Source organism: Sorangium sp. So ce367 (assembly GCF_051520455.1).
Taxonomy (GTDB): Bacteria; Myxococcota_A; Polyangia; order Polyangiales; family Polyangiaceae; genus Sorangium; species Sorangium cellulosum_B.
The window spans coordinates 7,928,080-7,952,239 of the sequence record NZ_CP150334.1; the positions used below are offsets into that span (position 1 = coordinate 7,928,080).

Genomic DNA, 24,160 nt, shown 5'->3' on the forward strand with positions numbered 1-24,160 from the left:
CGGTGAGACGAGGGTTGTCGCGGGGCCGAGGGGTGCAGGTGGCGGATTTTCGCTTCACGACCTCGTCTGGGCCCTCCGGAGAGCCGGGGGCCACCATCGCGCTCGTGGCGCGCCGCGACCAGCCGCCGTGCGACGGCGTGAGCGGCGCCTTCGACGCCCACGTGCTCGGCGTGCACCTCGGGGCGCCCGCGCGCGTGCGCCAGCGCCGGGAGGGTCACGTCCACGAGGGCGTGTTCGGGCGCGGGGATCTCACGGTGATCCCTGCCCGGTGGCAGAGCACGTGCTGGACGCGGGATCGGTCCGGCTTCCTCCACGTGCACGTGCCGGACGCGCTGGTCGCGCGGGTGGCCGAGGGCATCGCGCCGCCCGGCGGCCGGGAGGTCGCGTGCCTGTTCCGCTTCGACGACCCCGTCGGCCGCGAGCTCGCCCTGTCGATGCTCCATGAGGCCGAGACGGGGGGCGACGCCGCGGCCGGGTATGTCGAGGCGTCGGCCGTGGTGCTCGCGGCGCGCATGCTCCGGGCCTCGGGCCTCTCGCTGCGCCCGCCCCCGCGCTCGGGGCTGCCGCTCGCGGTGCTCCGCCGCGCGAAGGAGCAGCTCCACGAGGGCATGGAGCGCAACGTCGGCGTGGTCGAGCTCGCCGACGCGGCGGGCATGAACGTCCACCACTTCTCGCGGATGTTCAAGCGCTCGACCGGCCTCTCGCCGCACCGCTACCTCGGCCAGATCCGGGTCGATCGCGCGAAGGCGCTGCTCGCCGACCCCGACCGCCGGATCGTCGACGTCGCGATGGAGGTCGGCTTCGCCAACGCGAGCCACTTCGCGGCGTTCTTCCGGAAGGCGACCGGGATGACCCCGGGGGCCTACCGGCGCGCGTCGACTGGCACCGGCACCGGCGCCGACGCGCGCGGCGTCACGAACGCGTCCTCCGCGCCCCGAACGCGGTAGAGGCGAAAAGCGCCGTCCTGCTACGTGTCTCGCTCGAAGGAGCGTGAAGATGGCAGAGAGCAAGGATGTGCTCGTCACCGGATGCTCGAGCGGCTTCGGCAGGCTGATCGCGCTGTCGCTCGCGGCCCGCGGGCACCGCGTGTTCGCGACGGTGCGCGACCGCGCGGGGCGGGCCGCGGGCGCCGCCGCGGAGCTCGCGGCCCAGGGGGCGGGGCGGATCACCACCGTCGAGATGGACGTAGAGAGCGACGCGTCCGTGGAGGCCGCGATTGGCGCGCTCGCCGCGGGCGGCGCCGGCATCGACGTGGTGGTCAACAACGCCGGCCTGTCGGCGATGGGGCTCAGCGAGGGGTTCACGACCGATCAGGCGCTGCGGCTGTTCCAGGTGAACGTGCTCGGCGCGCACCGCGTGAACCGCGCCGTGCTGCCGCTCATGAAGGAGCGGCGGCGCGGGCTGCTCGTGCACGTCTCCACGGGGCTCGCCCGCATGGTCATGCCGTGCTTCGGCCTGTACGCGGCCAGCAAGGCGGCGCTGGAGATGCTCGCGGAGGCGTATCGGCTCGAGCTCGCACCCCTCGGCATCGAGTCGGCGATCGTGGAGCCCGGGGCGTACCCGACCGCGCTCGGCAAGAACATGCTGGCGCCCGCGGAGCCCGCGCGCCTGGCCGGCTATGGCGAGCTCGCCGAGCTGCCCGCGCGCATGAACGCCGGCCTCGCCGCCATGTTCGAGGCGGCGGGCGCGCCCGACCCGCGCGAGGTCGCCGACGCGGTCGTGACGCTCGTCGAGGCGCCGGCCGGCAAGCGACCGCTGCGCACTATCGTGGGCGGCGGCTCCGGGCAGGCGCTCGGCGAGCTCAACGCGGTCGCGGAGCGGCTCCAGGCCGAGACGCTCCGCGCGCAGGGGCTGGGGCACCTGCTGGAGGTGGTCACGCCGGAATGACGCCCTTCGGGACGGACGGGCTCACCCGCCGAGCCCGCCGCCGGGCCCGAATAGACCGCCCGCTCCGGCAGGGAACGGGGCCTGCGCACGGCGAAGCCAAGGGCTACCGCTCGTAGGCAAGACGGCGGCGACGGCGTCGAGCCGCCGACACAGCCGAAGGCGAGGCCGAGCAGGGCCAAGGCGACGCCGCTCCAGGCGACGACCCGGAGGCGTGGGTCCGCATCGAGCGCGGTGGCCTCGTCGGCGCGGCTCTGGACGATGACCACGAGATCGGTGTGGCCGACCGGCGCCATCCCGGCGAGAAATGCGCCGCCGTACCTCGCGGGATCGCGCTCGGCGAGCGGATCGCGCCAGTCGTCCACCGAGGCCACCCGGTCGGGCGGCGGGAGCTGAAGCTGATCCAGCGCGGGCGCGCCGGAGGCCGGAGCCGCTGGCAGGAGGTCGCTCAGGATGGCGCTGTGCAGCGCCGCGCTCTCGCCATGACCGAGGCCGTCGTGGACGAGCACCGTGAACTCGTCGCTCGCCGGAGCCGGACCGCTGCGCTCGCGATCGCGGCGCGCTGCAAGCGCGGCGAACCGGCGGCCGTCGCTGAGCTGGAGCGCACCGAGCCGGACACGAGCACGCCGTAGTGCCAGAGCTGCGCGAGCACCGCGCCGGCGACGGCCCGGGCTGCGTAGACGTTGCCCTCGAGCACCTCCTGTCGGCGCGCTTCCTGCTGGGCATGCGCCGTGGCCACCGCGCCGGCCAATGCGAGCGTCGCGGCCAGGATCAGCGCCACCGCGGCCGGGTGGCGGGCGAACCAGAGGAGCGCGCGCCCGACCGGGCCGCGGGCGCGGGCCACCACGGGCTCGCCGCGCAGCCAGCGCTCCAGGTCGTCGGCGAGCGCCTCGGCGGAGCCATCGCGGCGCCCGGTAGACGACGCCCATGCCGCCGGCGTCGATGCGGTCGAGGATCTCGTACCCGCCGTGGCGCAGCGACGGGAGGGAGCTGTCCTGCTGGCCGGGCGGGTCGGGCTCGGCCGGCGGCGCGCCGCGGAGGGCCACGCGGGCGATCAGGCAGGATGGACAGAGGCCGTGCGGTGCGTCTCTCGTGATCTCCGAGCGGCATGTCGGACAGACGCGGAGCGTCGGGGCCAGGGCGGTGGGTGTGTGATCTTCACTAGCCATCACCCATCCTTATGGATCCCGCCAGAAAGGTTACTGTCCTCCGACGGAAAGAGTGCGAGCGCCGCTCTCCCGGCGGTATGGCCCCGCGGGGTTGTGCTCCACGTCGAGGATCTCCCAGCGGTAGTAGCTGAAACTCCCGCTCTCGAGCTTCCACAGGACCTCCCCTCGGCTCGGAACTCCGATACCCCGGAACGTGCGCCAGTCCGAGCACGACACGGACCAGGGCGTGAGCTTCGCGTCCGTACCGCCGCCGAGATAACGCTCCGCCTGCAGCCCGACCATGCGCCCCCGAGGATCGAACGTGAACACCGCCGACGCGACCTTCCCCGCGTGGCGCATCGTCGCCTTCGCGCTCGTCGCGTCGATCGACTCCCACGCGATGTAGGGGCTCAGCGCCGCTGACGGGAACCAGACGATCTCGCCCAGAAAGCGCAGCATGGCGCCCTGGTCGATCTTCTCGTCGGCCGCGTCGACGAGGTTGACGAGCGACGCTGCCTTGATGAGCATCTGGCCCTTGCCGGAGGCGTACTTGTCGCGGCCCTCGATCGGGAGGATGCCCATCATCTTCGTCGTGACCTTCCAGAGGAACGCAGGCTCGTCGACGGAGAAGTACTGCTCGGCCTCCACGGGCATCCAGGCGGCGTCGGGGCGGGTCCGGAGCTCGCCGCGCTGCTTCAGCCGGACCGTCTGAGCCCTTTCCCGGCCGACGACGCCCGAGGCCTCCAGCCAGGTGCGCACCGGCGCGGGCAGGCGCTCGAGCTCGGAGGGGTCGACGCGGGGAGCGCGCGGCTCCGCGGGGCGCACGAGCAACGCTCGGACCTCCGAATCGACCTCATGGCGGAAGCGTGCGTGTGCGGCTGCGGCCACGATCGGCAAGAGGAGGAGCACGTTGACGAGCGTGCCGAGCTTCGCCTGGGGCCACGCGAGGACGATGAGGCCCTGGGACAGGAGCACGCCGAAGAGCGCCAGCGCCCACCACGCGTCGCGCCGCAGGACCTGGAGCGCTGCAGCCGCGAGCAGCGCGATCACCGCCGCGACCCAGAGCAGGGCGAAGACCCGACTGCCCGTGGGAGAGAGGGGCCAGAGCGTGCGATCGCTCGGCTGACCCGCGGCGGCGAGCTTCGACCACTCGCGGTATCCGACGAGGTGAATCGCGCCGTGGAGCGCGATCAGGAGGGCCAATACGAGCCGCATGACGTGCCTCTTCCCGGAATCGCCTGCTGCGCCCGGCCATCGCCTGGTCGTCTGTGGCCGTCGCCGTCTCTCACGAACTCTTTTTAACTTTTGCAGCCCGCGTGCCAAACCAGGAGCGACGCCGAGGGCGAGGTCCATTCGCACGGACCGAGCACCGAAACGCGCAGCCCGGCTGCCACCCACGCAGATCTTGCGCGTCCCATTCGACGCGGGCTCGCAGCCGCGGCGCTCGCCGCAGCGACCGGGGGGCTCTTCACCGCCCTGAGATAAAAGATAGTTTCTTCACGCTCGTCTGAACGGACCATGCGCGGCGCCGTGGCGCGAGGACGCGCTGCGAGCATGCGCACTGGTCCGTCGAAAGGATCGACACCGTATGCGCAAAAGGCTCCTGTTCGCCCTTTCGCTGCTCCCGCTCGCGGCCCTCGGGCTCACGTTCCGGCCGACGCCCACGCTGGCCGGAGGCTTCCCTTCCAGCTGCGCCGGGACCTACCTGATCTCGGAAGCGGGCGGCGCCAGAGATTTCTGGACGTTCGCGGCCGACGGGTCCTTCTTCGGGACCACCTCGACGCAGCCCCTCTACAATTTCTCCAACCAGCAGGGGAGCTGGGAGAAGGTCGGGAACGACGGCGCACGAGGCGCCCTGTTCGCGTTCGTCTACAACGAGGACAACACCCTGATGACGACGGCCCGGATCGACATCGTCCTCGACACGGTCGGCCAGGGCTGCGACGACATCGCCGGCTCCCTCGTCGTGCGCACCTTCGAGGACGGCGAAGATCCGCTCGACCCTTCGACAGACACCGGCGAGCCCATCGCCTCCGACACCTTCACCGGCCGCCGCGCGAAGCCGAGCCCCTGACGGCCTCCGCGCGGCCGGTGTCCAGGTGTCGCTCCCCTTTCTCCCCCCACCTCACAGACGTCCTATGACGTGCCTGTGGGAGGGGGAGACCGTGAGTCGCTCCGTCGCGCTTCCGGGACTGCTACGTGCCAGTCCAGCCGGTCTCGTCAGTGGACTTCCCGGACGGCACGCAGCGTGAGGGCAAAAAGGCGGGTCAGAGTCCGTTGGGGACCACGGTGAGGGTGCCGGATCCCCTGTTGGTCAGGACGAGATCGTCGTACCCATCGCCATCCAGGTCCGCGGCGGCGATGGCGTTGGGGCCGGGCGACGTGCCGGTCGGGACGACCGGGCCCGCGCTGAAGGCCCCGTCGCCATTGCCGGTCATCGGGCGGACGCCGCCCGAGGACGTGGTGACCAGGATGTAGGCGTCGAGCTTGCCGTCGCCGTTGAAATCACTGGCCACGACCCCCAGCGCCGAGTTGGCGATCGCGCTGGACGATGCGGTGGACGCAACGCCGCTCGCGAACGTGCCGTCGCCGTTCCCTCTGAAGAAGAAGAGGTACCGGCCGGCCGCGCCGTTCGAGAGGATGTCGAGCTTGCCGTCGCCATCGGCATCACCGAAGGCGATGCCCGCCGTCTGGCCATTGACGGAGTTGGTGTAGGCGACCGGCGCGGCGAACGAGCCGTTGCCCTGGTTGACGAGGATCGACAGGCGCGCGGAGCCGGGGCTCGTCACCACGAGTTCGGAGGAGCCGTCGCCGTTCAGATCGCGGCAGGCGATGCTCGACTGCACGCCCCCGGTGCCCGCGATGGAGATGAGCGTGGGCGCGCCGAAGCTGCCCCCGCCGGTGCCCATGATCACGCTCACCTGATTCAGGGCCACGCTGGTGGTGGCGATGTCGGCCGCCCCGTCGAGATCGAAGTCCGCGGCGCAGAGGTGGACGGAGCCCGGGGTGCCGGTGGTGAAGCTCGCCGGCGCGCCGAAGGTTCCGGGCGCGCTCGCGCCCCGGTTTCGGTAGACGCTGATGCTTCCGTTGCTGGTGGGCAGGTTGGTCTGGCCGTCGACGGTGACGGCGTCGAGCCACCCGTCGCCGTCCACGTCCACCGCCACGACCGCGTTGCTGGAGAGCGGGGCGCCCGTGGTATAGAGCTCCGGCTGGACGGTCGCGTCGCCGTTGCCATGAAACACGGAGAGCGACCCGGAGGGGGTCGCCGATGACCCGGATTCGGCGTTGGCCACGAGGAGGTCGAGCTCACCGTCGTTATTCACATCGGCGACCGCGGGAGCCAGCGGGTTGTGGGGCACGGAGACGCTGATCGGTGTGCCAGGGACCTGGCCGGAGGGCGGGTCCTGGCAGCCACCGTTCGAGCAGATTTGACCCGCCGCGCACGCGCTGCCGCAGCCGTTGCAGTGGGAGGCGTCGCTCTGGAGGTTCACCTCGCACCCGTCGGACGTGCGCCCGTTGCAGTCCGCGAGTCTGCCTTCGCACACCTCGCAGCTGGTGCCCTCGTAGGTGGGCAAGCACTCACAGGTGGTGCTGTTGATGTCGTCGACGCAGGTCCCGCCGTTCTGGCACGGGCTTTCGGCGCACTCGTCGATGTCTCGCTCGCAGTTGTCGCCGGTGAAACCGGGCAAGCACTCACAGGTGGTGCTGTTGATGCCGTCGACGCAGGTCCCGCCGTTCTGGCATGGGCTTTCGGCGCACTCGTCGATGTTGGTGCAGATCACGCCGTCGCCCTCGTACCCCGCGTCGCAAGCGCAGGTGAAGGAGCCCGACGTATCGATGCATGTAGCGTTCGCGTCGCAGTCGTCGGTGCCCAGGGCGCACTCGTTCACATCGGCGCATGTGCCGCTCTGGCAGGTGAGGCCGTCGCAGCACGGCACCGTGGCGTCGCACGGCGCGTTCACGGCCAGGCAGCCCTGGCCGCCCGCGTCCTCGTTGTCATCGCCGTCGGCCACGGAGGGGCCGGCGCTGGTGCAGCTCGCGAACAGCAGGCTGGAGAACGCCGGGATCGCCAGACAGCTGAAAAGAGAGCTCTTGCGATAGCTCATGGGTTGTCCTCTGTTTTTTTGTTGAAGCCCCGGGGGGGTGCCGCGCGAGCCACCGGATCCCGCGCTGAGCTCGCGCGAAAATCAGTGTACACCACCTCATCGGGCCCGTTTGCCCGGTACCGCGCACATCACGGGTTCAAGCACGAGCTGCCCCCCCGGGTCCAGGCGCGCTCCGCTGCCGCTGCCTCAGCTGCAGAGCGCGCCCCTCATCGTGCGACTGCGTACGATCCGCCGTCGATGGGGAGTTTTCAGCTCACGTAGGCTGCTCCAGCCAGGCGAGCCACGTAAACAAAGAAAGGGCGAAAAGGCGGGCAGCGTCCGTTGGGGACCACGGTGAGGGTGCCGGATCCCCTGTTAGGAGCTCCGATTGGACGGTCGCGTCGCCGTTGCCATTCCCTTGCCAATCAGTAGCTCGGCGGCAGCGGGCACGCCCGCGGAGTCGTCGCGGTCGTGCGCTCCGCTGCCAAGAGCGCAAGGTTCTGCTCGATGCCGGGCAAGTGCGGATTGGCGTTGCAAGCACGAAGGTAGCTCGCCTCCGCGCTCTCGAGATTACCGAGCAGCTGTTCGACGGCGCCGAGGCTGGCGTGGGCCTCGGACAGCTCCGGAAACAAGCCGGTGGCGCGGATGTAGGCTGCGCGCGCCTCGGTCAGCCGTAGCTGCCGGCGCCGTTCGTTGCCGACGTTGTATTCGACGACGCCCAGCACCTCGGACTGGCTGAGCGGACGCGCGTATTCGCGCGCCGAGCCGCCCGGCACCGGAAAGCGCTGGCCGTACCACGCGTCCGGCATCGCCTCACCGGCGCGCAGCAGCTCCACGTTGCGCGCGCCGCCCTGCTCCTGCACCCGCACGTAGAAGTGCCCAGGCATCATCACCCCGGACGCCGAATGGCCGAGCGCGTCAGCCAGCGCGAGAAACAAGGTACCAAGGCCAACGCAGCTCCCGCGGCGGCGCTCCAGCACGCCGGGCAGGCACACGAAGGCCAGATTCGTGTCGGCCACCTCGCGCACGAAGCTCCAACGACCGAACAAGAGCTCGCTCAACACCGTAGCAGGTGAGCGCCGGGGCGACGAAGCGAGCGCGCTCTCCGCCTCGTCGACGAGGCGCGAGAGCTCCGTCAGGCTCCAGGTCACCTGGCTCTCGTCGACGAACGCGGTGTCACGGGCCAGGCCGATCAGGGCGCGGCCGAACGCGAGCTCTCGGCGCGGAGCGCGAAAGCAGCCGCTGCCCGCGAGCAAGAGCAGGAGCGCGCGGCGCTTCATGGCTTCTTCAGCGGCTCCCAGTCTTCCCAGTAGTTGTAGAGATCACGCGCCGTCATCATCCAGATGACCAGCTTCTTCGTGCCGAGCGCCTCGACGCTGCGGCGCAGCAGCTTTTGCCGCACGTTGGGGCCGCCGCCGTAGCTCATGACCAGGTCGAGCGGATACGCGATGCCACGCGCGAGGTGCGCCGAGACGCCAGCGTGCTCGGCGTCCGTCAGCTGATAGACGGCGGTGAAGCTGTCGCCCAGGAGCACGACCGGGCTCTCCGGGTCGTCGTCGTACGGCTTGCCGTCGGCGACGACCTGGTGCGCCACGAGCGTCTCAGGCGCGTATTTTTTCTGCTCAGCTTCCGGCAGTCGCGAATGCAGATCGCCGAAGCGGGTGAAGCTGGCTTCGCGCAAGTCGTAAGCGCGCTTCTGCCTGGCGAGCTCGGCGTACCAGGGGTACTTCTTCACGCGGGCGGCCAGGAGGTCTGCGGCCAAGCGCAGCCCGCGATCGGTCCAGTGCGTGTCCTGGCGCTGGAACAGAAACGGCTCCGCTGCGCTCGTGACCTTTGCCTGCAGGAACGCCGGCAGCAGGTCCACGGTCTCCACGCCTTCCTTGCCGAGCCTCTCGATCAGCTTGCGGAAAGCCGGATTGATGACCTGACCCGAGAGCGCCGTGAAAGCGGGGTCCAGCTTCTCCGGATACACCTCGAGCTTCGTCGGGACCGGAACGAACAAGAAGTCGACCCCCTGCTCGTCGAGCAGCTTCTTGAACTCGAGGATCACCGGCAGCGGGTTCTTTCCCTTGCGTTGCTGCTCGAGATCACCACCGCTGACGTATTCGAGGTCGTTGCGGTAGAACAGAAAGCCATCTCGCCCAGCCAGCGCCTTGACCTTCGGCGGCATGCCCTTGAGCCGTTTCTTCAGGGCGTCATGGGTCGGCCTGAGCTTGGCCATCCACGTCGGCCAAGAGCCGCCCGCCTGGGCCAGCTCGCGCTGCACCGTCTCGAGCCCCGGCGCGGGGTTCGGCGACGGACGTGTCTTGCTCAGCCGAAGCGCCGGCTTCGCGGGCGCGGCGGCCGCGAGCGCCGCGCCTTCGCCACGCACCAGAAAGACGTTGTACGTGGCCTTGCCTTGCGGCTTGCCGCGCAGCACGATGGTCGGCGCCGGAAAAGCGCGCCCGCCCAGCTCTTGCTTGATGTAGGGCTCGGTCTGCGTGTCCGGAAAGCTCGGTCCCACCGGCATGAGATCGGTGTTGAAGGACGGGTACCAATACGACGAGAGCTGGTTCGCCCAGGCCTTCACCTCGCTCGGCGACAGCACTGGCGCCACGTAGTCCTTCTGAATCGCAGCCACGAGCACGGGAGTGACGACGCCAGGCGCCACTCGGCCATAGATCTCGGGAAAGCCGTCCCCGTCCTGATCGGCGGATCCCGCAAAGGGCTTGAACCAAGGCTGAAACTCCACCTTGGCCCACAGCTCCACCGCGCCCGACGCGGCCTGATGAACGAACACCTCGCTCAGGAGCTGGCCGGAGGTGCCGGGCGGCAACTGCAGGCCCCACCGCTCGCTGCGCACGGCTGAGCCAACCTCCGCCAGCGCTTCGGCCCCCGCTACCTTGCGCGCTTGCAAGAACTCCGAAAGCGGCGCGAAAGCCAGCGCTTGCTGCTGCTCGGCCGGCGAGAGCGGCGTCTTCGCGAGATCGCTCGTCAGGCTGCCCTGGTCGAGCTGCCCCGCGAACGCGCGCGAGGTATCGGGCGTGCCCGCGGCCGACATGGGCGTCTCTGGCTCCGGGTCGGCGATCATGAAGTTGCTGTGATAGGCGGCGTAGTCCAGCGCGGCGCGCGTCGGGCGTGCCACCTCACGCACCCAGACCTGCGAGCGCGTTCGCGCATAGCCTTCGTTCAGCGTACGGACGTGAGCGTGCTCGACGCGCGTGCCCGCTGTCGCATCACCCCAGGGAAACTTCGCAGACCCGGCGTGACAAGCGACGATGCCAAGCGCCGATGCGGCGAGCGAGCCCCAGACCCCAAGTGCGCGCTTACGCTGCGTCATAGCGACCTCGACGGTAGTTCCACATCACTCGAAGCACCCGGAGCCCGTACGTCAGCGGGTTCAGGTGCGAGACCTCGTCCCCGTAGTGCGTGGGCACCGGCGCCTCGCCGACCGAAAGCCCACGTGCCCGCGCCGAGGCGATGACTTCCAGATCGAAATCGAAGCTGTCAGACAAGCCGTGAAACGGCAGCGCCAGCGCGCGCGGCCCATAGAGGAGGTAGCCGCTGTGGTAGTCCGTCATCGAAAGCGACAGCGTCCGGTTCTCGATGCGGTTCAGCAGCGCATTGCCGACGTACTTGTAGAGGGGCATACCCCCCTGCAAGGCCGTGCCCGCGGCGATGCGCGAGCCCTGCAGCAGATCGAGCCCGCGACGCGAGAGCTCCCCGATCAGCCCTGGCAAGGCCTCGGGCGCATACTGACCGTCGGCGTGGATACAGGCGACCAGCTCCGGCGCATCGGCGCGAGCCCTGGCCAGACCGTCCTTCATCGCCGCGCCGTAACCGCCGTTGCTGCGCCGCCGGAGCAAGCTAAGGCGAAACGCCGGCGAGCTGTAGCGCTCGACCCGACGGGCCGTGTCGTCGCGACTGCCGTCGTCGACGACCACCACGTGGGTGAGCCCCGACGAGGCCAGGCCGCCGACGCGCTCCAGCACCGACTCGATGTGCCGTGCAGCGTTGTACGCAGGGATGACGACCGTCACCTTCATGCGGAGCTCGCGAGCTGCGAGAGCGAGGATGCCGCTGCGACGCGACCGCCGTAGCGCTCGACGTAGTCGTGCACGATCGGCGGCAAGGAGGCGGCCAGGCGTCGCTGGGGCTTCCAGCCGAGCAGCCGCTGCGCCTTCTGAACGTCGGGGACGCGCTCCTGCGTGTCGTCGTAGCCGGGGCCATAGAACTCGGCGGCCGACACCGCGCGAAACTGGGCAGGCGCGCGCTCGGGTAACCGCTCAGCGAAAGCGTCGGCCAGCAGCCGAGCGAGCTCCGCGATGCTGACGTCATTGTCCGGGTTACCGATGTTGAAGATCTGACCTCTACTTTGCTTCGGCCGCTCGAGCACGCGGCACACGGCTTCGACCATGTCGCTCACGTCCATGAACGCCCGCCGTTGCGCGCCGCCGCCCACGAGCGGCAAAGGCTCCCCTCGCAGCAGCGCGCTCATGAAGCTGGCCAGTACGCGGGGTGTCCCCTCCCCGTCGATGCCGGGCAGGAAGTCCATGCGCGCGCCGATGGTGTTGAAGGGCCGGATGATCGTGAACGGCAACGCGCCGTGCTGGCCGTGCGCCCAGATCACCCGCTCGAGCAGCTGCTTGGCGCACGAATACGTCCAGCGCTCGCGCCCCACCGGGCCGAGCAAGAAGCACGAGTCATCCTCGTGCATACGCGCGGCCGGCTGCCCCTGCGCGTCCAGCGCGGCGCGCCCGTAGACCTCGGCGGTCGAGAAATGAATCAAGCGCACGGCGCGCTCCGCGCAGCGCTTCACGAGCGGCAACAGGTGCGTGAAGCTGGCGTCGATGACCTCCAGCGGGATGGTCGAGTACTGGGCTGGGTTGCAAAGCGCCGTGAGCGAGATCACGACCTGACAGCGCTCGGTCACGTCCTCGACGAGCCCCGGCGCCTCGACGCGCGCCTCGATGCGCCGTACGCGCGCGTCCCAACACTCGAGCTTGGTCAGATCCACGTCGACGGCGTCGACCTGGCAGGCGAAGCGTTCAAGCAAAGCCGGCACCAGGTGCGAGCCGATGAAGCCGCCCGCGCCGACCACGGCGATGCGCGTTTCCCTCACGGTGAGCCGTTCCCGCCGGACGGAATGAAGACGTCGGGCCAGCGATCATTGGCCGAGTTGTAGGTGAGGCGCGCGGCCTTTTCGGGCGGCGTGCCCACCTCCCACAGGTAAATCTCGTAGTCGGCGGTGTCGTGGTCGTGACCGCGCTGGGTGATGCCCCAGACCATCCATTTGCCGTCGCGCGACAGCTGCGGGAAGTACTCGTGCGAGCGGCGACCCGGCAAGTCCATGAACTGGAGCTTGTCCAGGTCGACGTCCTTCGGCGGCGTGCCGTCATCGATCGGCATGCGCAGCACCCGGCTATCGCCATTCCCGGTCGGGTGAACCCAGTAGATGGCCGTTTGATCCGGCGTCCAGTTCACCTGGCAGCCCAGCCCGGTCTGGGTCCAGGCCTTCTTGGCGATGTTCCAGATGCCGGTCTCGCGCTTCGAACCGCGCAGCGTGATGGCGAGGTACTTGCCGTCACTCGAAATCTCCGGCTGCTGCAGCAAGGCGCCGTCCAGATCGGATACGCCCTCGCTGTCCATCAGCTGCGTCTCTTCGCCGCTGCCGAGCTTGCTGCGAAAGACCTTCGTGCCGCGCACGAACAGGATCTCATCCTCCGAGATCCAGCTACCCCAGCTCGCGCCCTCGACGACCTTCTTCGGCTCGGAGCCGTCCGGCTTGGTCGTGTAGATGTCCCACTTGTCGCTGGCGTTGGCGTCGCGTTCGCTCACCCAGCCCTGTTTGCTGCGGCAAAACAGGATTTGCTCGCCGCTCGGAGAGAACCTCGGGAACCAGTCGACCTCGTCGCCCTTGGTGATCTGCTTGACGTCCGAGCCGTCGGTCTTCATCGTGAACAGGTCGTGATTGCCCACGCGGGAGCTGGACCAGACGATGGTGCCGCTGGCCTTCCCGCCGACCTCGCGCATCAGCGCGACGTCCTCCGCGGGCGGGGCTTCGTCGGCCCCCTTCGGGGGCTCGCCCGAAAAGGCCGAGCATCCGAGCACAGCCGAGCAGCACAGAGTACCAATTTGCCGCAGTGGGAAACGCAGGCTCATCTAAATTGTCCTTTCTCGAGCTTCACTCGCGCGGGGTGCGAGGGTGGCCGCCTCGACGGCGGGTGAAGGAAAACAGCGACGCAACCCGGCGCGCACGCCGAGCGGCGCGTAGCCGAGGTCGTTCATGGCTTCGGTCGGGTCGAGATCGGCGTCGTTGACGATGCCGGCTATCGCGCTCGAGGTGAGCGGGGGCCGCCTCATGAACACGGGGAGTACGGCCGCCAGCGCCCGGCACGCCCACACCGGCAGGTGCAAGAACGGCCGAGGCCGATCGTGATGAAGCAGCAGCAGCTCCGCGAGCTCGCGCATCGAGATCACCTCCGCGCCGCTGAAGTTGTAGGTCTTGCCGTGCGCGATCGGCGCATTGGCCAGCCGCACGAGGCCGTCAACGACATCCTCGGCCCAAACGGGCCTCTTGAGCGCGCCCCCGGCGCCGATGAACGGCACGACCGGAAACCGCCGCAAGTAGTCGAGGAACATCAGGAGCTCCTGACCGCCGCCCTGCTCGTAAACCAGCGTGGGCCGCACGATCGTGTAGGCGAGCCCTGAGCCCTGGACGAGACGCTCGGCCTCGAGCTTGGACTCGGCATAGCGCGTCCGACGGGGGTAAACGACGGAGGCCGACGAGACGTACACGAAGTGCGGCACCCCCGCTCTTCGCGCCTCCGCAACAAGGTGCGCCGTGCCGTCGCGGTTGACGCGCTGAAACATCGTGGGGTCGTGGGTAATGATGATGGCGGCCAGGTGGTAGACGAGGTCGACGCCGCGACACACGCCGGCCAATGTGCTCGGATCGCTGATATCGCCTTCGCGCACGTCGCAGCCCAGCGCATCCACGCGCGCTCGCAACGGATCACCGGGCAGCACGAGCGCTCGCACTTGCCAGCCCGCTCTGCGCAGCCGCGCCGTCAAGCGGGCGCCCATCACGCCGGCGGCGCCAGTGACCAGGGCTGTCGGCATCCTACGGAGCCTCCGCAGGCTTGGGAGTCGGGAGATCCAGCGGAATCCAATCTCCGACCGACAGCTCGCGCGCAGCGAACTCCCAGACCACCACGCGCTTGCCCGCCAGGCGATCTTGGCCGGCGTTCAGCGCGCGCGCGAGCGCCTGGCGCGTAGCAAAGGCGCCGGAGTCGTTCTGCGCGATCACGTCGATGGGGCGACCAAGCGCCAGGGCCAGGTGCGGGGCCAGGCCGGACGCGTTGCCCCAGCCCATTCCCTCGAGCGTGAAGATGTTGGTGAAGCTGTCGCCGAGCAGGAGCACGTCGGCGCTCTCGTCAGGCTCCCAGGGCGTGCCGGCCGCGTCCTGCACCTGGTGCACGACCACGCTCTCCGCTTGAAACAGGCTCTGATCGTCGGGCAGCTTGAGCATGTCGACAAGATCACCGACGCGCGAAGCCGGCTGCGGAGCGCCACGCAGCACGGGCTTCTCTGCCAGCTCTGGCAATACCCCAAGCCCGATCACGAGCTGGCCGAGGTCGGCGGCGATGCGCTCCATGTAGCCGGGCGTAAAATGCGTATCTTGAGCCAGGAAGAGCGGCTCGGTACGGGGCTCGGGCACGCTGCGGCGCGCGTCGAGCACGGCCACGCCGGCTGCTCGAAGCTCGCTCAGGAAGCGGTCGTAGTCGACATTCTGCGCCATCTCGACGCGCCCATCACGCCCGAGAAGTGGACCCGGCTCGATCCCAGCCTTGTCCGGCATCGGCAGGAGCACGAGGCGGATCCCGCGCTGCGCGAGCGCTTGCTGGAACGCGAAGATGGCGGGTCGCGGATCCGGGTGGATGGGCTCCTGGCCTGCGTCGAGGGCTTCCCTGGCGCGGACCCGCAGCACCTCGGGCTCCAGGAATCCGGGCCCGCCGACGTGCTGCACACCGGGCGTGTAATAGAGCCAGCCGCCGTGTCCGACGACCGCGAGCTTGTTGCCCACACGAGCTAGACGGGTGAGCAGCAGCTGCACGCGGGGCTGGACCCAGGACTTGGCGTACGAGGCATCCTCGATGCCTTTCTCGATCTGACGCAGGTTCTCGGCCGTCGGTGGGCGGCGCACCAGATCCACGAGAGGCGACTCCTCATCCTCACGCTTCTCGAGGTAGGCCTGCGCGAGCGGAACAGCGTAGATCGCCCCCAGAAACAGCAGCGTGAGCAGCCAGGCCGCGCCGCGGCTCACGTCGGTCGCGATGATACCGCGGCGCAGCTGCTCGTCGCCTGTGGGGTCGGTCGGACCGCCGCTGCGTTCGATGGCGGAGGACGACGGAGGCAAGGTACTTTGCATCGCGCGGCCTCAGAACTGAAAGTACAGGAACGGGTTGATGGTCTGCGTCCACATCATCAACGTCGCGAGCGCCATCGTGGCCGTCACGAACGCGGTACGGGGCAAGGACAAGCGCCGCGTGAGCTCCCAGCTGTTGGGCATGCCGAAGATCACGACCGCGGCCAAGGCGAATAGCCCCACGTAGTACCGCTGGTGGAATGCGCCCGCCACGACGTCCGCCGCCGGCGAAACGGCGGCGAGCCCGAACAGCGAGCCCAGGTAGGTCACCGCCTGATCGAGCGTCTTGGCGCGGAAGAACACCCACGACAAGCACACGATCAAGAAGGTGAAGGCGACGCCGACAGCGGGTGGCAGGCGGCGCAGCGGGTGAGCTTTACCGAGCCTGCGCTCCACCCCGAGCATGCCACCGTGAATGCCGCCCCAGATCACGAAGTTCCAGCTGGCGCCGTGCCAGAGCCCGCCGAGCAACATGACAACCATCAAGTTGGCGTACGTGCGCAGGGGGCCTTTGCGGTTGCCACCGAGCGGGATGTACAGATAGTCGCGCAGCCACGTGGACAGGCTGATATGCCAGCGCCGCCAGAACTCCGTGATGCTGCGCGACTTGTAGGGGGAGTCGAAGTTCTGGATCAGCACGAAGCCGAGCATCAGCGCCAAGCCCACGGCCATGTCCGAGTAGCCGGAGAAATCGAAGTAAATCTGGAACGCGTAGGCGACCAGCCCGAACCACGCGTCGTAGAAGTGCTTGGCGCCACCGGCGAACGCCGTATCGGCGATGTGCCCCATCGGGTTGGCCAGCAGGATCTTCTTGCCCATTCCCAGCGAGAAGAACGCGACGCCGCGCGCGAACTTCTCGAGCGTGTGCTGGCGCACGCGCATCTGTTCCTCGATCGCCGCATAACGGATGATGGGGCCCGCCACCAGGTCGGGGAAAAAGGCCTCGAAGCACATGTAGTCCGTGAAGCGCCGCATCGGTCGGGCGTCGCCGCGGTACACGTCGATGGCGTAGCTCATCGCCTTGAACGTGTAAAAGGAGATGCCCACCGGCAAAACGACGTGCAAGACCGGCACGATCTGCGTCGAGCTGCCGAAGAGCGCGCCGAGCGCGTTGATGTTCTCGGCGACGAAGCCCGTGTATTTGAACGCCGCGAGCAGCCCGAGGTTGGTGACGATGGAGATCGCCAGCACCAGCTTCATCTGGCGGGTCCGCACGACCTCGGGGCCAATCACGGGCGGTAGGCCGTCGACGTCGGGCAGCCGTGACATCTTCAGGAGCAAGAGGCCGCAGATGTAGTCGACGCTCGAGCCGAAGAACATGATCACGGCCCAGCTCGGGTTCGCCCAGCCGTAGAATACGTAGCTCGACACGGCGATGAGGGCCGTGCGGGCCCGGCCCGGCAGCGCGTAGTACGCGGCCAGCACCAGCGGCAAGAAGTAGAACAGGAAGATATGGCTGGAGAAGACCATCTCAGCGGCTCACGGGGCCCACGGGCGCCAGCCCTTGTCCTTCATCGTCTCGAGCGCTCGTTGCACCCAGGTGCGATGGCCGTCCAGATTGAAGTGATGGTCGTCTTGCATGCCCACGCCCTCGGCCGAGACGAGCGCGAAGTTCGACACCACGCTCGGGCACCTTTCGATCTCGGGACGGATGGCGTTCGCCACGGCGCCGCCGACCACGAACTCGCCCGAGCTCTCGACCTCGTAGTCGTTCATCAACGCAGGCAGCGTGGGCTCGCCGACGTCGTTGCGAATGGCGGTCACGAGGGTATTGATGCAGTCGGGAAAACCGGTGCGATCGGCGGCAGTGCCGTGTCGCTCGGTGATCCCGAGATAGATGAAGATACCGCCGAAGGTCACCCGCCCCTTGATGGCCTTCGGCGCGGCGATCAGCTGGTCGTAGTAGAGGCCGCCCGGGATGAACTGGGAGCAGTAGGCCGAGGGCCACCCGAACCCGAGCGAGATGAAATAGTGGTCGGGCGCGAGCATCGCGGCTTCCTTGACCAGCGCCGTACCCGGCCCGCCGGCGGCGGTGTCACCCGCGGTCTTCGGCTCGATCGCGAGTTCCGGCGCCGAGCCAGGGTGGTACATGAAGGCGTGCGGATGGGTCTCCGTGAAATGGTACGGGCGTGAGCTCTGGGGCCTCGTGGCGCGACCGGCCATGTTGGAGTGACCGATGTGAATGAAGGCGATCGCTCGCTCCCTCGGGACGTCGACGCCTCCAAGGTTGATGGTCACGCCCGAAGGCGCCGGCCCACCGCCGGACCCCGCGTCGCCAGTCCCGCTGCTCCCGCCGCCGCCGCTGCCGCTCGCCGCGGTCATGGCGCCGCCGACCGAAGCTCCACCCGTGGTGGTCCCCGCTCCAGCGCCGCTCGAAGGCCCGAAGTCGTCACCCGTCCCGGCGGCCTGCGTGTCGTGCGGGTGCTCGACGACCCCGCAGGCGAGCCCGCCGCCCAGCGCGAACAAGGAAACGAGCGCCCACCGAGACCTGGACAGGCTCACGTTGAGACGTGTTTTCATCGTCGACTCTCCTCCAAGTTAACCAAGATCCTCGTCGCTTCGGGGTCGAAAGGCCGGACGCGCAACGCACGCCGTAGAAAGCCCAGGCCTTGCGCCGATTCGCCCCTTCGCAGGGCGATCATCGCCATGAGATTCAGGCTCCCGACGTCGTCGTGCTGGGAAACCAGGCTCTGCCGGGCGAGCCGCTCGGCGGCGTCGAGCTCACCCGCTGCAAAGCGAAGACGCGCTTCGAGGGCTCGGGCTTGCGGCGTGTCGAGGCTCGCGAGCGTACGCTCCGCTTGCTCGAGCTGACCGAGCACGCCGTGCAACGTGGCCAGGCTCAGGCGTGCCGCGGCGTGCACCTTCGGGGAATCCGCGAAGCGCTGCCCCAGCTGGACCAAGGTGCGGTCCGTCTCGCTGGCTTCACGGAACGGCTGCTCCGCGACGCCGGGCGTGAGGTCGCGGCGAGCAAACAGCACCTCCGAGCCGTCCGTGTAGAGTAGCTTCCAATCAGCGCTCGCGTAGAGGTGGCCAATCAAGCGCTGGTAGCGCTCGGGGAACATCACCGGCAAGACCACGTAAGCGAAGGAATGACGCGCCTGAAACGCTTCGAAACGCTCTGGCTCGTCCGCGAGCCTCAGGTATTCGGCAAACTCGTCGGCGGTGCGCAACACGAGCCGAGTGTCGATGTACGGCCGAAACCGCGGATAGAGCCGCCAGATCAGGTAGCCTCCGTAATGATCGGCCGCAAAGACGTCGCCCCCCGGCAGCGCGTCGAGGCGCACAGCGCTTTCGGCCGGCACCCGGAACGGGCTCGGATCCGCCAGCGGCGGCTCGCGCGCCGCCGCCGACGCCGAGACGAGCAGCAGCGCGCTCAGGAGCGCCGCGTTGAGGCCCACCGCCACGCGCACGCCCGCGCGGCGAAAGCTCGAGACGCAAAGCCGCCGGAGCGCCGGGGCCAGATTGACCGCGAAGATCGGCGCCCCGACCCAGTACAGCAGGAGCACGTTGCGGTTGCTCATCAAGGCCAGCCCCGCGAAGCCGAGCAGCAGCAGCGCATGGCTCAGCCTCAAGCGGCGCCCGGCCAGGAGCACGGACAGAGCGAGCAGGGCCAAACACCATTTGAAGTGCCAGAACTCGCCGTCTGACAGGCGTTCGAGCTCGAAGGGCGGCAGGTTCTCCGCCACGTCGTGGGCGAAGACCTGGTGCTCGCCGGGCAACAAGCGCCCGAGCAGCAGCGCCGGCAACGCTGCGCCGCGCAAGCCGAACGGCGTGAGACACGTCGCCAGCAAACACCCCCCCAGCGTCGCGAACAGCTGCTGTACCCGCGCCCACGGTGCCAGCGCACCAGCGTGCTCGCGCGCAAACGGCCACGCACGCGTCTGGCCAAAGCTCGCCCAGCCGAGCGCCGCCACCGCGTACGCCGCGATCACCGCGGGGCCAAGCGCCGAGAGGCCCTGGAAATTCGCCCAGACCAGCTGCGCCAAGGGCAATAGCAGCAGGTGCCGGACCCGGCCGTCGCGCCGAAAGCGCTCGAGCGCGAACAAGAAGAACGCGAGCAGGACGAGCGTGCCTATCACGGGCCGGACGAGCAAGAGCGAGCGAGCCGCCAGGAGCCCGCCGACCAGCGACGTCACGAGGAGCCCCCTCGCCCACGAGCCGCGCCGCGCTTCGAGCGCGAAGTAGAGGAAGCCCGCGCCCAGGCCGATCAGCGCGCACTTGACCAGAACGAGCCCGACGAGGCCGACCGCCTGGTGCACCGCGTACACCGCGAGCTGAAAAAGCCAGTGCACGTCGACCCAGGCACGCCCTTGCGCGCTGACCGAGAAGGGATCGGTGAACAGGAGCTCACGCCGAGCGACCATCTCGCGACCTGCCGCGAGGTGCCACCAGATGTCACCGTCGGCCGAAGGCGCGAGCCCCGTCGAGGCCGCACCCAGGCCGAGCAACGCCGCGACGAGCGGCGTGCGATGGCGGAGCAGGGCGGCGACGGGCAACATGGCCACTTCTCAGAACGGTGAGACGGTGAAGCCGATGCCTGCCGTCCACGGCTGCAGGCTCACGCCCTGGCTGCTGCTCTCGGCGCCGTCGACGACTCCGCGCTTGTCCCAGCCGAGCGGCAGCGACACGCCCCCCAGGATCGCCAGCCAGGCGTTCGACCACTCCACGGCGAGCGTGCCGGTGACGGCCCACAGCTGCACCTCCTGGTCAAGCCCACGGTCACGATCCGCACCGAAGAAATGCGACAGCGACAGGCCGAGCGACGGCACGAGCGGCCCCCAGAAATAGCCCGAGTAGCCGTAGATCGCGGCCGCCGGTGCGCGGTAGTTGCCCAGCTCGTTCTCCCCGCCGCGGTAGCCGAACGAGCCGCCCAGCACGATCAGCCCCCACGTCTTGTCGATCGTATGGTCGAGCGTCAGGCTGCCGCTCACCTTGCCAAGGCCAAGCTGCTTTTCCTGCGTGAGATAGTCGTTCTTGTACTGGGCGTCGTGCACGCCGGTCGGGACACCGAGCTGCAACGTCAGGCTGGTGGAGTTGATCTCGCCGAAGCGCCGCGTGACGAACCCCGCGACGTCCCCCACGCCGGAGTTCGAGACGTCCACGGGCAGGCCGTAGTAGTCGCGGTAGTACTTGTAGAGCAGCGGGACCACGAGCCCCACATTCCATTTCTCGTTCAAATTGCGCGAGACTTGAGGACTCAAGCTGAGGTTGTAGCCGTCGTCCAGATGCGTGTACGTGCCGAGCGTCTGCAGCTCGAATAGCCCCCCGGTCACGCTGTGGCCGATCCACTTGATTCCGCCCCCCGCGCCCGTGGAGCTACCGGCTCCGCAGCCGCCGATCGTCTCCCAGCTCGAGAGCAGGCCTTCCAGCCGTGAAACTCGTAAAGACAGCGCTGGTCCGAGCTCGGCGAGCGCGTCGCCTCGCTCGCCGAGGGTCGCCTCCAGGCGGGCCACTCGCACATCGTTTTGCCGAGCCGCGCGCTCGGCCGCAATGAACGGAAAGCTGGCGACCACGGCCAAACTACATGTTACCAGCCAGGCGCCCGGGGCACGTAGTCGTCTGAAGTTCAAGCGAGTCTCTCCCAAGCGCAAGGTCAAGCCGGGTCGACCTGGAGGCACCAGTAGCGAACGCTCCCGCGATCCGTAGCGGCATATTCGTCCACGAGCGCACCTTTCCAGATGGCCTTCAGATCGGCCTTCAACTTAAGCTTGTGAACGTCGCCCTGGTTGAAGCTGCGCAGCTTTCCGCCGACCTGCTCCTTCATCTTGTCCTTGATCTTGGAGCGCGGCACGAGCGGCTTGTAGTGCGCGACAAGGATGAACTGCTTGTCGAGCGCCCCGCCCTCGACCTGGTAGCGCATCACGTAGGCGTAATCGTACAGGTCGTCGGGGGGCATCTTGGAGGGAATTTCAACGAGCTTTGCCGTCAATTCCAGGGGTTCACCCGCGTCCGCCCGGGCGCTCCCCTCGACACCGGCTATCGCGAGCAGCAGCGCGCTCATCAACACTTGGTGACCAAAGTGGCGTCGGCTTGAATGAATCATCTTCGCAGAATAGGGCGAGAAAGGTCGATCTTGCAACAAGGCAAGCACCGATTCTCGAAATCAAGCAACGCACCCCGGAGATCGCTGCAGGCTGTCGGCATCTTTCCACCATGAGGCCACCATGAGGCCACCATGAGGCCACCGTGAGAGCAGCACTACCGCTGGTAATTTACGGCGGGGTGCGCGAGACGAGAGCCGCCGTGGTGACCGAGTTCAGCAGCACCGCCCGCTTCCTCTCGGCGCTCGGCGAGCCGACCGACGTTCCTGGTCGCTCACCCGACCGGGGACCGCCGTACTGGAAGAGCACAGTCCTGCGCCAAAGGCGCTCGGCGACGCCGCTTAGCGCATCGCGACAACATCCCGGGCGGGTCAACCCGATCTGCAGCTCGTTCACCAAGGCGCTGCCCGACCTCTCCGGTCGATTCCGGATCATCCAGATGGATCGCCAGAAGGACATCAAGATCGCCGAGCTGATCATCAAAGGAGATCTACCGGTACGACATGAGCCCAGGCGGCAGGCGGCAGGCGGCTCGAGCTCGTCTCCGCCGGCACCTTCGGCGCGCCCGCGCGGCAATGGATGACGGGATACCCGCTCCCGTGCAATCTCCTCCTGTTCTCCGGGGGCACGATGACGGTCGAGGCGCGCTGCCGCGAGGAGGTGAACGGCGCGTGGCGGCACGACGCCAGGTGGCTGCAGGGGACGAGCAGAGACCCGTTGCCTCGGTATCCGATCCAGCTGGAGTGACGCGCCGTCCACTGCCCGGCGCGCGCCGCCGCCTCAGATCACCCTGTCCGCGAGCGGCTCCCCCCGCTCGAACCGCCGCAGGTTCGCCAGGAAATGCTCCACCAGCGCCATCGGCTCCTCGCGCCGCCCGCCGGCCGTGTGCGGCGTGATGACGCAACCCGGAGCGCGCCAGAGCGGGTGTTCCGGCGGGAGCGGCTCGGGATCCGTCACGTCGAGGTACGCGCCCGCGATCCGGCGCGCCTCGAGCGCCTCGAGCAGCGCGGCCTGGTCCACCGTGACGCCCCGGCCGACGTTGAAGAACCACGCGTCCGGCCGCATCCGCGCGAGCAGCGCGGCCGAGACCAGCCGCCGCGTGTCCTCGGCCTCGGGCAGGCTCGAGACCACGTGATCCGCCCAGGCGAAGGCGTCGCCCAGCTCCTCCCTCACGACCACGCGGAAGGGCTCATCGCCGCGGGGGCGGGCGCGCAGGACGCGCAGATCCACCTCGAAGGGGGCGAGCAGCTCGGCGAGGCGGCGGCCGATGGCGCCGAAGCCGAGGAGGAGCACCCGCCGGCCGCGCAGGAGCGCGCTCCTCGACCGCACGTGCGCGTCGGGCCAGCCGCGCGGGCCGAGCTGGTTCTCGAGGCACTCCGGCAGCCGCCGCGAGGCCGAGAGCAGGAACGCGAGCGCGTGCTCCGCGCAGGGATCGGCGTAAACACCGCTGCTCGTCGTCAGGGCGGCGCCGCGGGCGGCGAGCGCGGCGCGCACCGCCGCCACGTCGTAGCGGGCATACCCCGCGGTGCTGAGGTGCACCCAGCGGAGCCGCGGGGCCGCGCACACGTCGTCGGGGTGCGGCTGGCCAAAGACGACCTCGGCGCCAAGGACGAGCGGATCCGGCGCGACGACGGCGAGGTTCTTCGCGGAGCGCGCCGCGGCCAGGTCGAGCGCGTGCGGCGCGACGCCCTCCGAGAGCGAGCGCGCCGCCTCCGCCGGCAGAACGACGGTGCTCGCGATGATCAGCCGATCCACCGGCGCCTCCTCACCCGTGCACGGCGCGCCCGAACTCCCGCATCCAGGCCTGCTCGTCCGCGGTGAGCGGCCCCTTCGCGAGCGCGTCGAGGTTCGCCTCCACCTCGGCGCGGCTCTTCGGCCCCGTCAGCGCGAGATCCACGTGCGGGCTGGAGAGCTGGAATCGATAGCAGTCGCCCGCCGTCATCGCCGGGCGATCCCAGCCCTTCGGCTGCTTCAGCAGCCGGCGCCACGCCGTCGCCGTGTAGGCGAGGATGCTCGGCTTCGACTCGCGCACGTGCGGGAAGATGTCACGCTCCGCGCCGGGGTGCGCGGCGTTGTAGCGGATCATGAGCAGGTCGAGCGGCGACGACTCGGCCAGGCCGCCCGCCCGCGGGCGGTCGTGGATGCTCACCCCGAGCGCCCGCACCTTGCCGCTCTCGCGCAGGTGCACGAGCTCGCGCTCGGTCGCGCTCGTCCAGGCAGAGCCGACGCCGAGCCAGCTGAGCAGATAGACATCGAGGTGATCGGTCCCGAGCTCCCGGAGCAGCTTCTCGGCGCCCCGGCGCACGCCCCATCCGAACCAGCCGAGCTGCGCGTAACCGACCACCGCGACGCTGTCGCGGCGCCCCTTCAGCGCCTCGCGCAGCGGGTTGCCGAGCCCGCCCGAGCGCATCGTCCAGAGGAAGAGATTGACCCCCCGGTCCATCGCCGCGCGCACGCCGTCCTCGTCGATGCCGTAGCTCGCCGCGAGCCCGAGCCGGAAGATGCGCTTGCCACGAAGGGCGGTCGGGGCGCGGTGGAGCCAGTCGTCCATCATGGGGCGGATCTTACATCACCTCCGTCGGCGTCACCGGCTCC

22 protein-coding genes are annotated in these 24,160 nt (G+C 69.1%); 5 read left to right on the plus strand and 17 right to left on the minus strand.

The features are described from left to right. Positions 1–38 precede the first annotated feature (38 nt). Both WME97_RS29840 and WME97_RS29845 read left to right on the plus strand, forming a co-directional pair. Positions 39–947, plus strand: coding sequence for a helix-turn-helix domain-containing protein (locus tag WME97_RS29840; protein ID WP_437542373.1), 909 nt, complete (start codon positions 39–41; stop codon positions 945–947). 49 nt (positions 948–996) lie between these two features. After that, complete coding sequence (locus tag WME97_RS29845) at positions 997–1,887, plus strand: SDR family oxidoreductase (protein WP_437542374.1); 891 nt, start codon at positions 997–999, stop codon at positions 1,885–1,887. A 445-nt stretch (positions 1,888–2,332) separates the two neighbouring features. On the opposite strand, the gene WME97_RS29850 is transcribed toward WME97_RS29845, so the two are convergent. Both WME97_RS29850 and WME97_RS29855 read right to left on the minus strand, forming a co-directional pair. Further along, the gene (locus WME97_RS29850; protein ID WP_437542375.1) at positions 2,333–2,728 is read right to left on the minus strand and encodes a hypothetical protein; all 396 of its coding nucleotides are present in this window, start codon (positions 2,726–2,728) and stop codon (positions 2,333–2,335) included. A gap of 355 nt (positions 2,729–3,083) precedes the next feature. Continuing rightward, complete coding sequence (locus WME97_RS29855; protein WP_437542376.1) at positions 3,084–4,247, minus strand: DUF6544 family protein; 1,164 nt, start codon at positions 4,245–4,247, stop codon at positions 3,084–3,086. Positions 4,248–4,620: 373 nt separating this feature from the next. On the opposite strand from WME97_RS29855, the gene WME97_RS29860 reads away from it, so the two are divergent. Next, positions 4,621–5,106, plus strand: a complete 486-nt coding sequence (locus tag WME97_RS29860; protein ID WP_437542378.1) for a hypothetical protein — start codon at positions 4,621–4,623, stop codon at positions 5,104–5,106. 193 nt (positions 5,107–5,299) lie between these two features. Here WME97_RS29860 and WME97_RS29865 read toward each other — a convergent pair whose 3' ends face one another. The 13 genes from WME97_RS29865 to WME97_RS29925 form a co-directional block, all read right to left on the minus strand. Next, positions 5,300–7,138: an FG-GAP-like repeat-containing protein gene (locus WME97_RS29865; RefSeq protein WP_437542379.1), complete on the minus strand. Its 1,839-nt coding sequence runs from the start codon at positions 7,136–7,138 to the stop codon at positions 5,300–5,302. Positions 7,139–7,542: 404 nt separating this feature from the next. Beyond that, positions 7,543–8,373 carry a transglutaminase family protein gene (locus WME97_RS29870; RefSeq protein WP_437542380.1) on the minus strand — a complete coding sequence of 277 codons (831 nt, stop codon included), beginning with the start codon at positions 8,371–8,373 and terminating at the stop codon, positions 7,543–7,545. Between the two features lie 20 nt (positions 8,374–8,393). Next, positions 8,394–10,436 (minus strand): alginate O-acetyltransferase AlgX-related protein, encoded by a 2,043-nt coding sequence (locus tag WME97_RS29875; RefSeq protein WP_437542381.1) that lies wholly within the window; start codon positions 10,434–10,436, stop codon positions 8,394–8,396. Further along, positions 10,423–11,142, minus strand: a complete 720-nt coding sequence (locus tag WME97_RS29880; protein WP_437542382.1) for a glycosyltransferase family 2 protein — start codon at positions 11,140–11,142, stop codon at positions 10,423–10,425. The genes WME97_RS29875 and WME97_RS29880 overlap by 14 nt, the downstream gene beginning before the upstream one ends. Further along, positions 11,139–12,218, minus strand: coding sequence for an NAD-dependent epimerase/dehydratase family protein (locus WME97_RS29885; RefSeq protein ID WP_437542383.1), 1,080 nt, complete (start codon positions 12,216–12,218; stop codon positions 11,139–11,141). The genes WME97_RS29880 and WME97_RS29885 overlap by 4 nt, the downstream gene beginning before the upstream one ends. Beyond that, complete coding sequence (locus WME97_RS29890; protein WP_437542384.1) at positions 12,215–13,258, minus strand: TolB family protein; 1,044 nt, start codon at positions 13,256–13,258, stop codon at positions 12,215–12,217. Before WME97_RS29890 ends, WME97_RS29885 begins: the two co-directional genes overlap by 4 nt. Further along, the gene (locus WME97_RS29895; protein WP_437542385.1) at positions 13,259–14,218 is read right to left on the minus strand and encodes an NAD-dependent epimerase/dehydratase family protein; all 960 of its coding nucleotides are present in this window, start codon (positions 14,216–14,218) and stop codon (positions 13,259–13,261) included. A 1-nt stretch (position 14,219) separates the two neighbouring features. Next, positions 14,220–15,527: an alginate O-acetyltransferase AlgX-related protein gene (locus WME97_RS29900; protein ID WP_437542386.1), complete on the minus strand. Its 1,308-nt coding sequence runs from the start codon at positions 15,525–15,527 to the stop codon at positions 14,220–14,222. Between the two features lie 9 nt (positions 15,528–15,536). Then, positions 15,537–16,994, minus strand: coding sequence for an MBOAT family O-acyltransferase (locus tag WME97_RS29905; protein ID WP_437542387.1), 1,458 nt, complete (start codon positions 16,992–16,994; stop codon positions 15,537–15,539). Positions 16,995–17,003: 9 nt separating this feature from the next. Further along, on the minus strand, positions 17,004–18,044 hold the full coding sequence (locus WME97_RS29910) for a sialate O-acetylesterase (RefSeq protein WP_437542388.1): 1,041 nt from the start codon (positions 18,042–18,044) through the stop codon (positions 17,004–17,006). Next, positions 18,041–20,023, minus strand: coding sequence for a tetratricopeptide repeat protein (locus WME97_RS29915; protein WP_437542389.1), 1,983 nt, complete (start codon positions 20,021–20,023; stop codon positions 18,041–18,043). The genes WME97_RS29910 and WME97_RS29915 overlap by 4 nt, the downstream gene beginning before the upstream one ends. A gap of 9 nt (positions 20,024–20,032) precedes the next feature. Continuing rightward, positions 20,033–21,037, minus strand: coding sequence for a hypothetical protein (locus WME97_RS29920; protein WP_437542390.1), 1,005 nt, complete (start codon positions 21,035–21,037; stop codon positions 20,033–20,035). Positions 21,038–21,117: 80 nt separating this feature from the next. After that, a complete protein-coding gene (locus tag WME97_RS29925; protein ID WP_437542391.1) occupies positions 21,118–21,525 on the minus strand; it encodes a hypothetical protein in 408 nt (135 codons plus the stop codon). A 242-nt stretch (positions 21,526–21,767) separates the two neighbouring features. Here WME97_RS29925 and WME97_RS29930 point away from each other — a divergent pair, with 242 nt between their 5' ends. Both WME97_RS29930 and WME97_RS29935 read left to right on the plus strand, forming a co-directional pair. Beyond that, positions 21,768–22,148, plus strand: coding sequence for a hypothetical protein (locus WME97_RS29930; RefSeq protein ID WP_437542392.1), 381 nt, complete (start codon positions 21,768–21,770; stop codon positions 22,146–22,148). Further along, complete coding sequence (locus WME97_RS29935) at positions 22,145–22,312, plus strand: hypothetical protein (RefSeq protein ID WP_437542393.1); 168 nt, start codon at positions 22,145–22,147, stop codon at positions 22,310–22,312. Before WME97_RS29930 ends, WME97_RS29935 begins: the two co-directional genes overlap by 4 nt. Before the next feature lie 33 nt (positions 22,313–22,345). On the opposite strand, the gene WME97_RS29940 is transcribed toward WME97_RS29935, so the two are convergent. After that, positions 22,346–23,320 (minus strand): NAD(P)-dependent oxidoreductase, encoded by a 975-nt coding sequence (locus tag WME97_RS29940; RefSeq protein ID WP_437542394.1) that lies wholly within the window; start codon positions 23,318–23,320, stop codon positions 22,346–22,348. A 10-nt stretch (positions 23,321–23,330) separates the two neighbouring features. After that, a complete protein-coding gene (locus WME97_RS29945) occupies positions 23,331–24,119 on the minus strand; it encodes an aldo/keto reductase (protein ID WP_437542395.1) in 789 nt (262 codons plus the stop codon). Positions 24,120–24,160 lie beyond the last annotated feature (41 nt).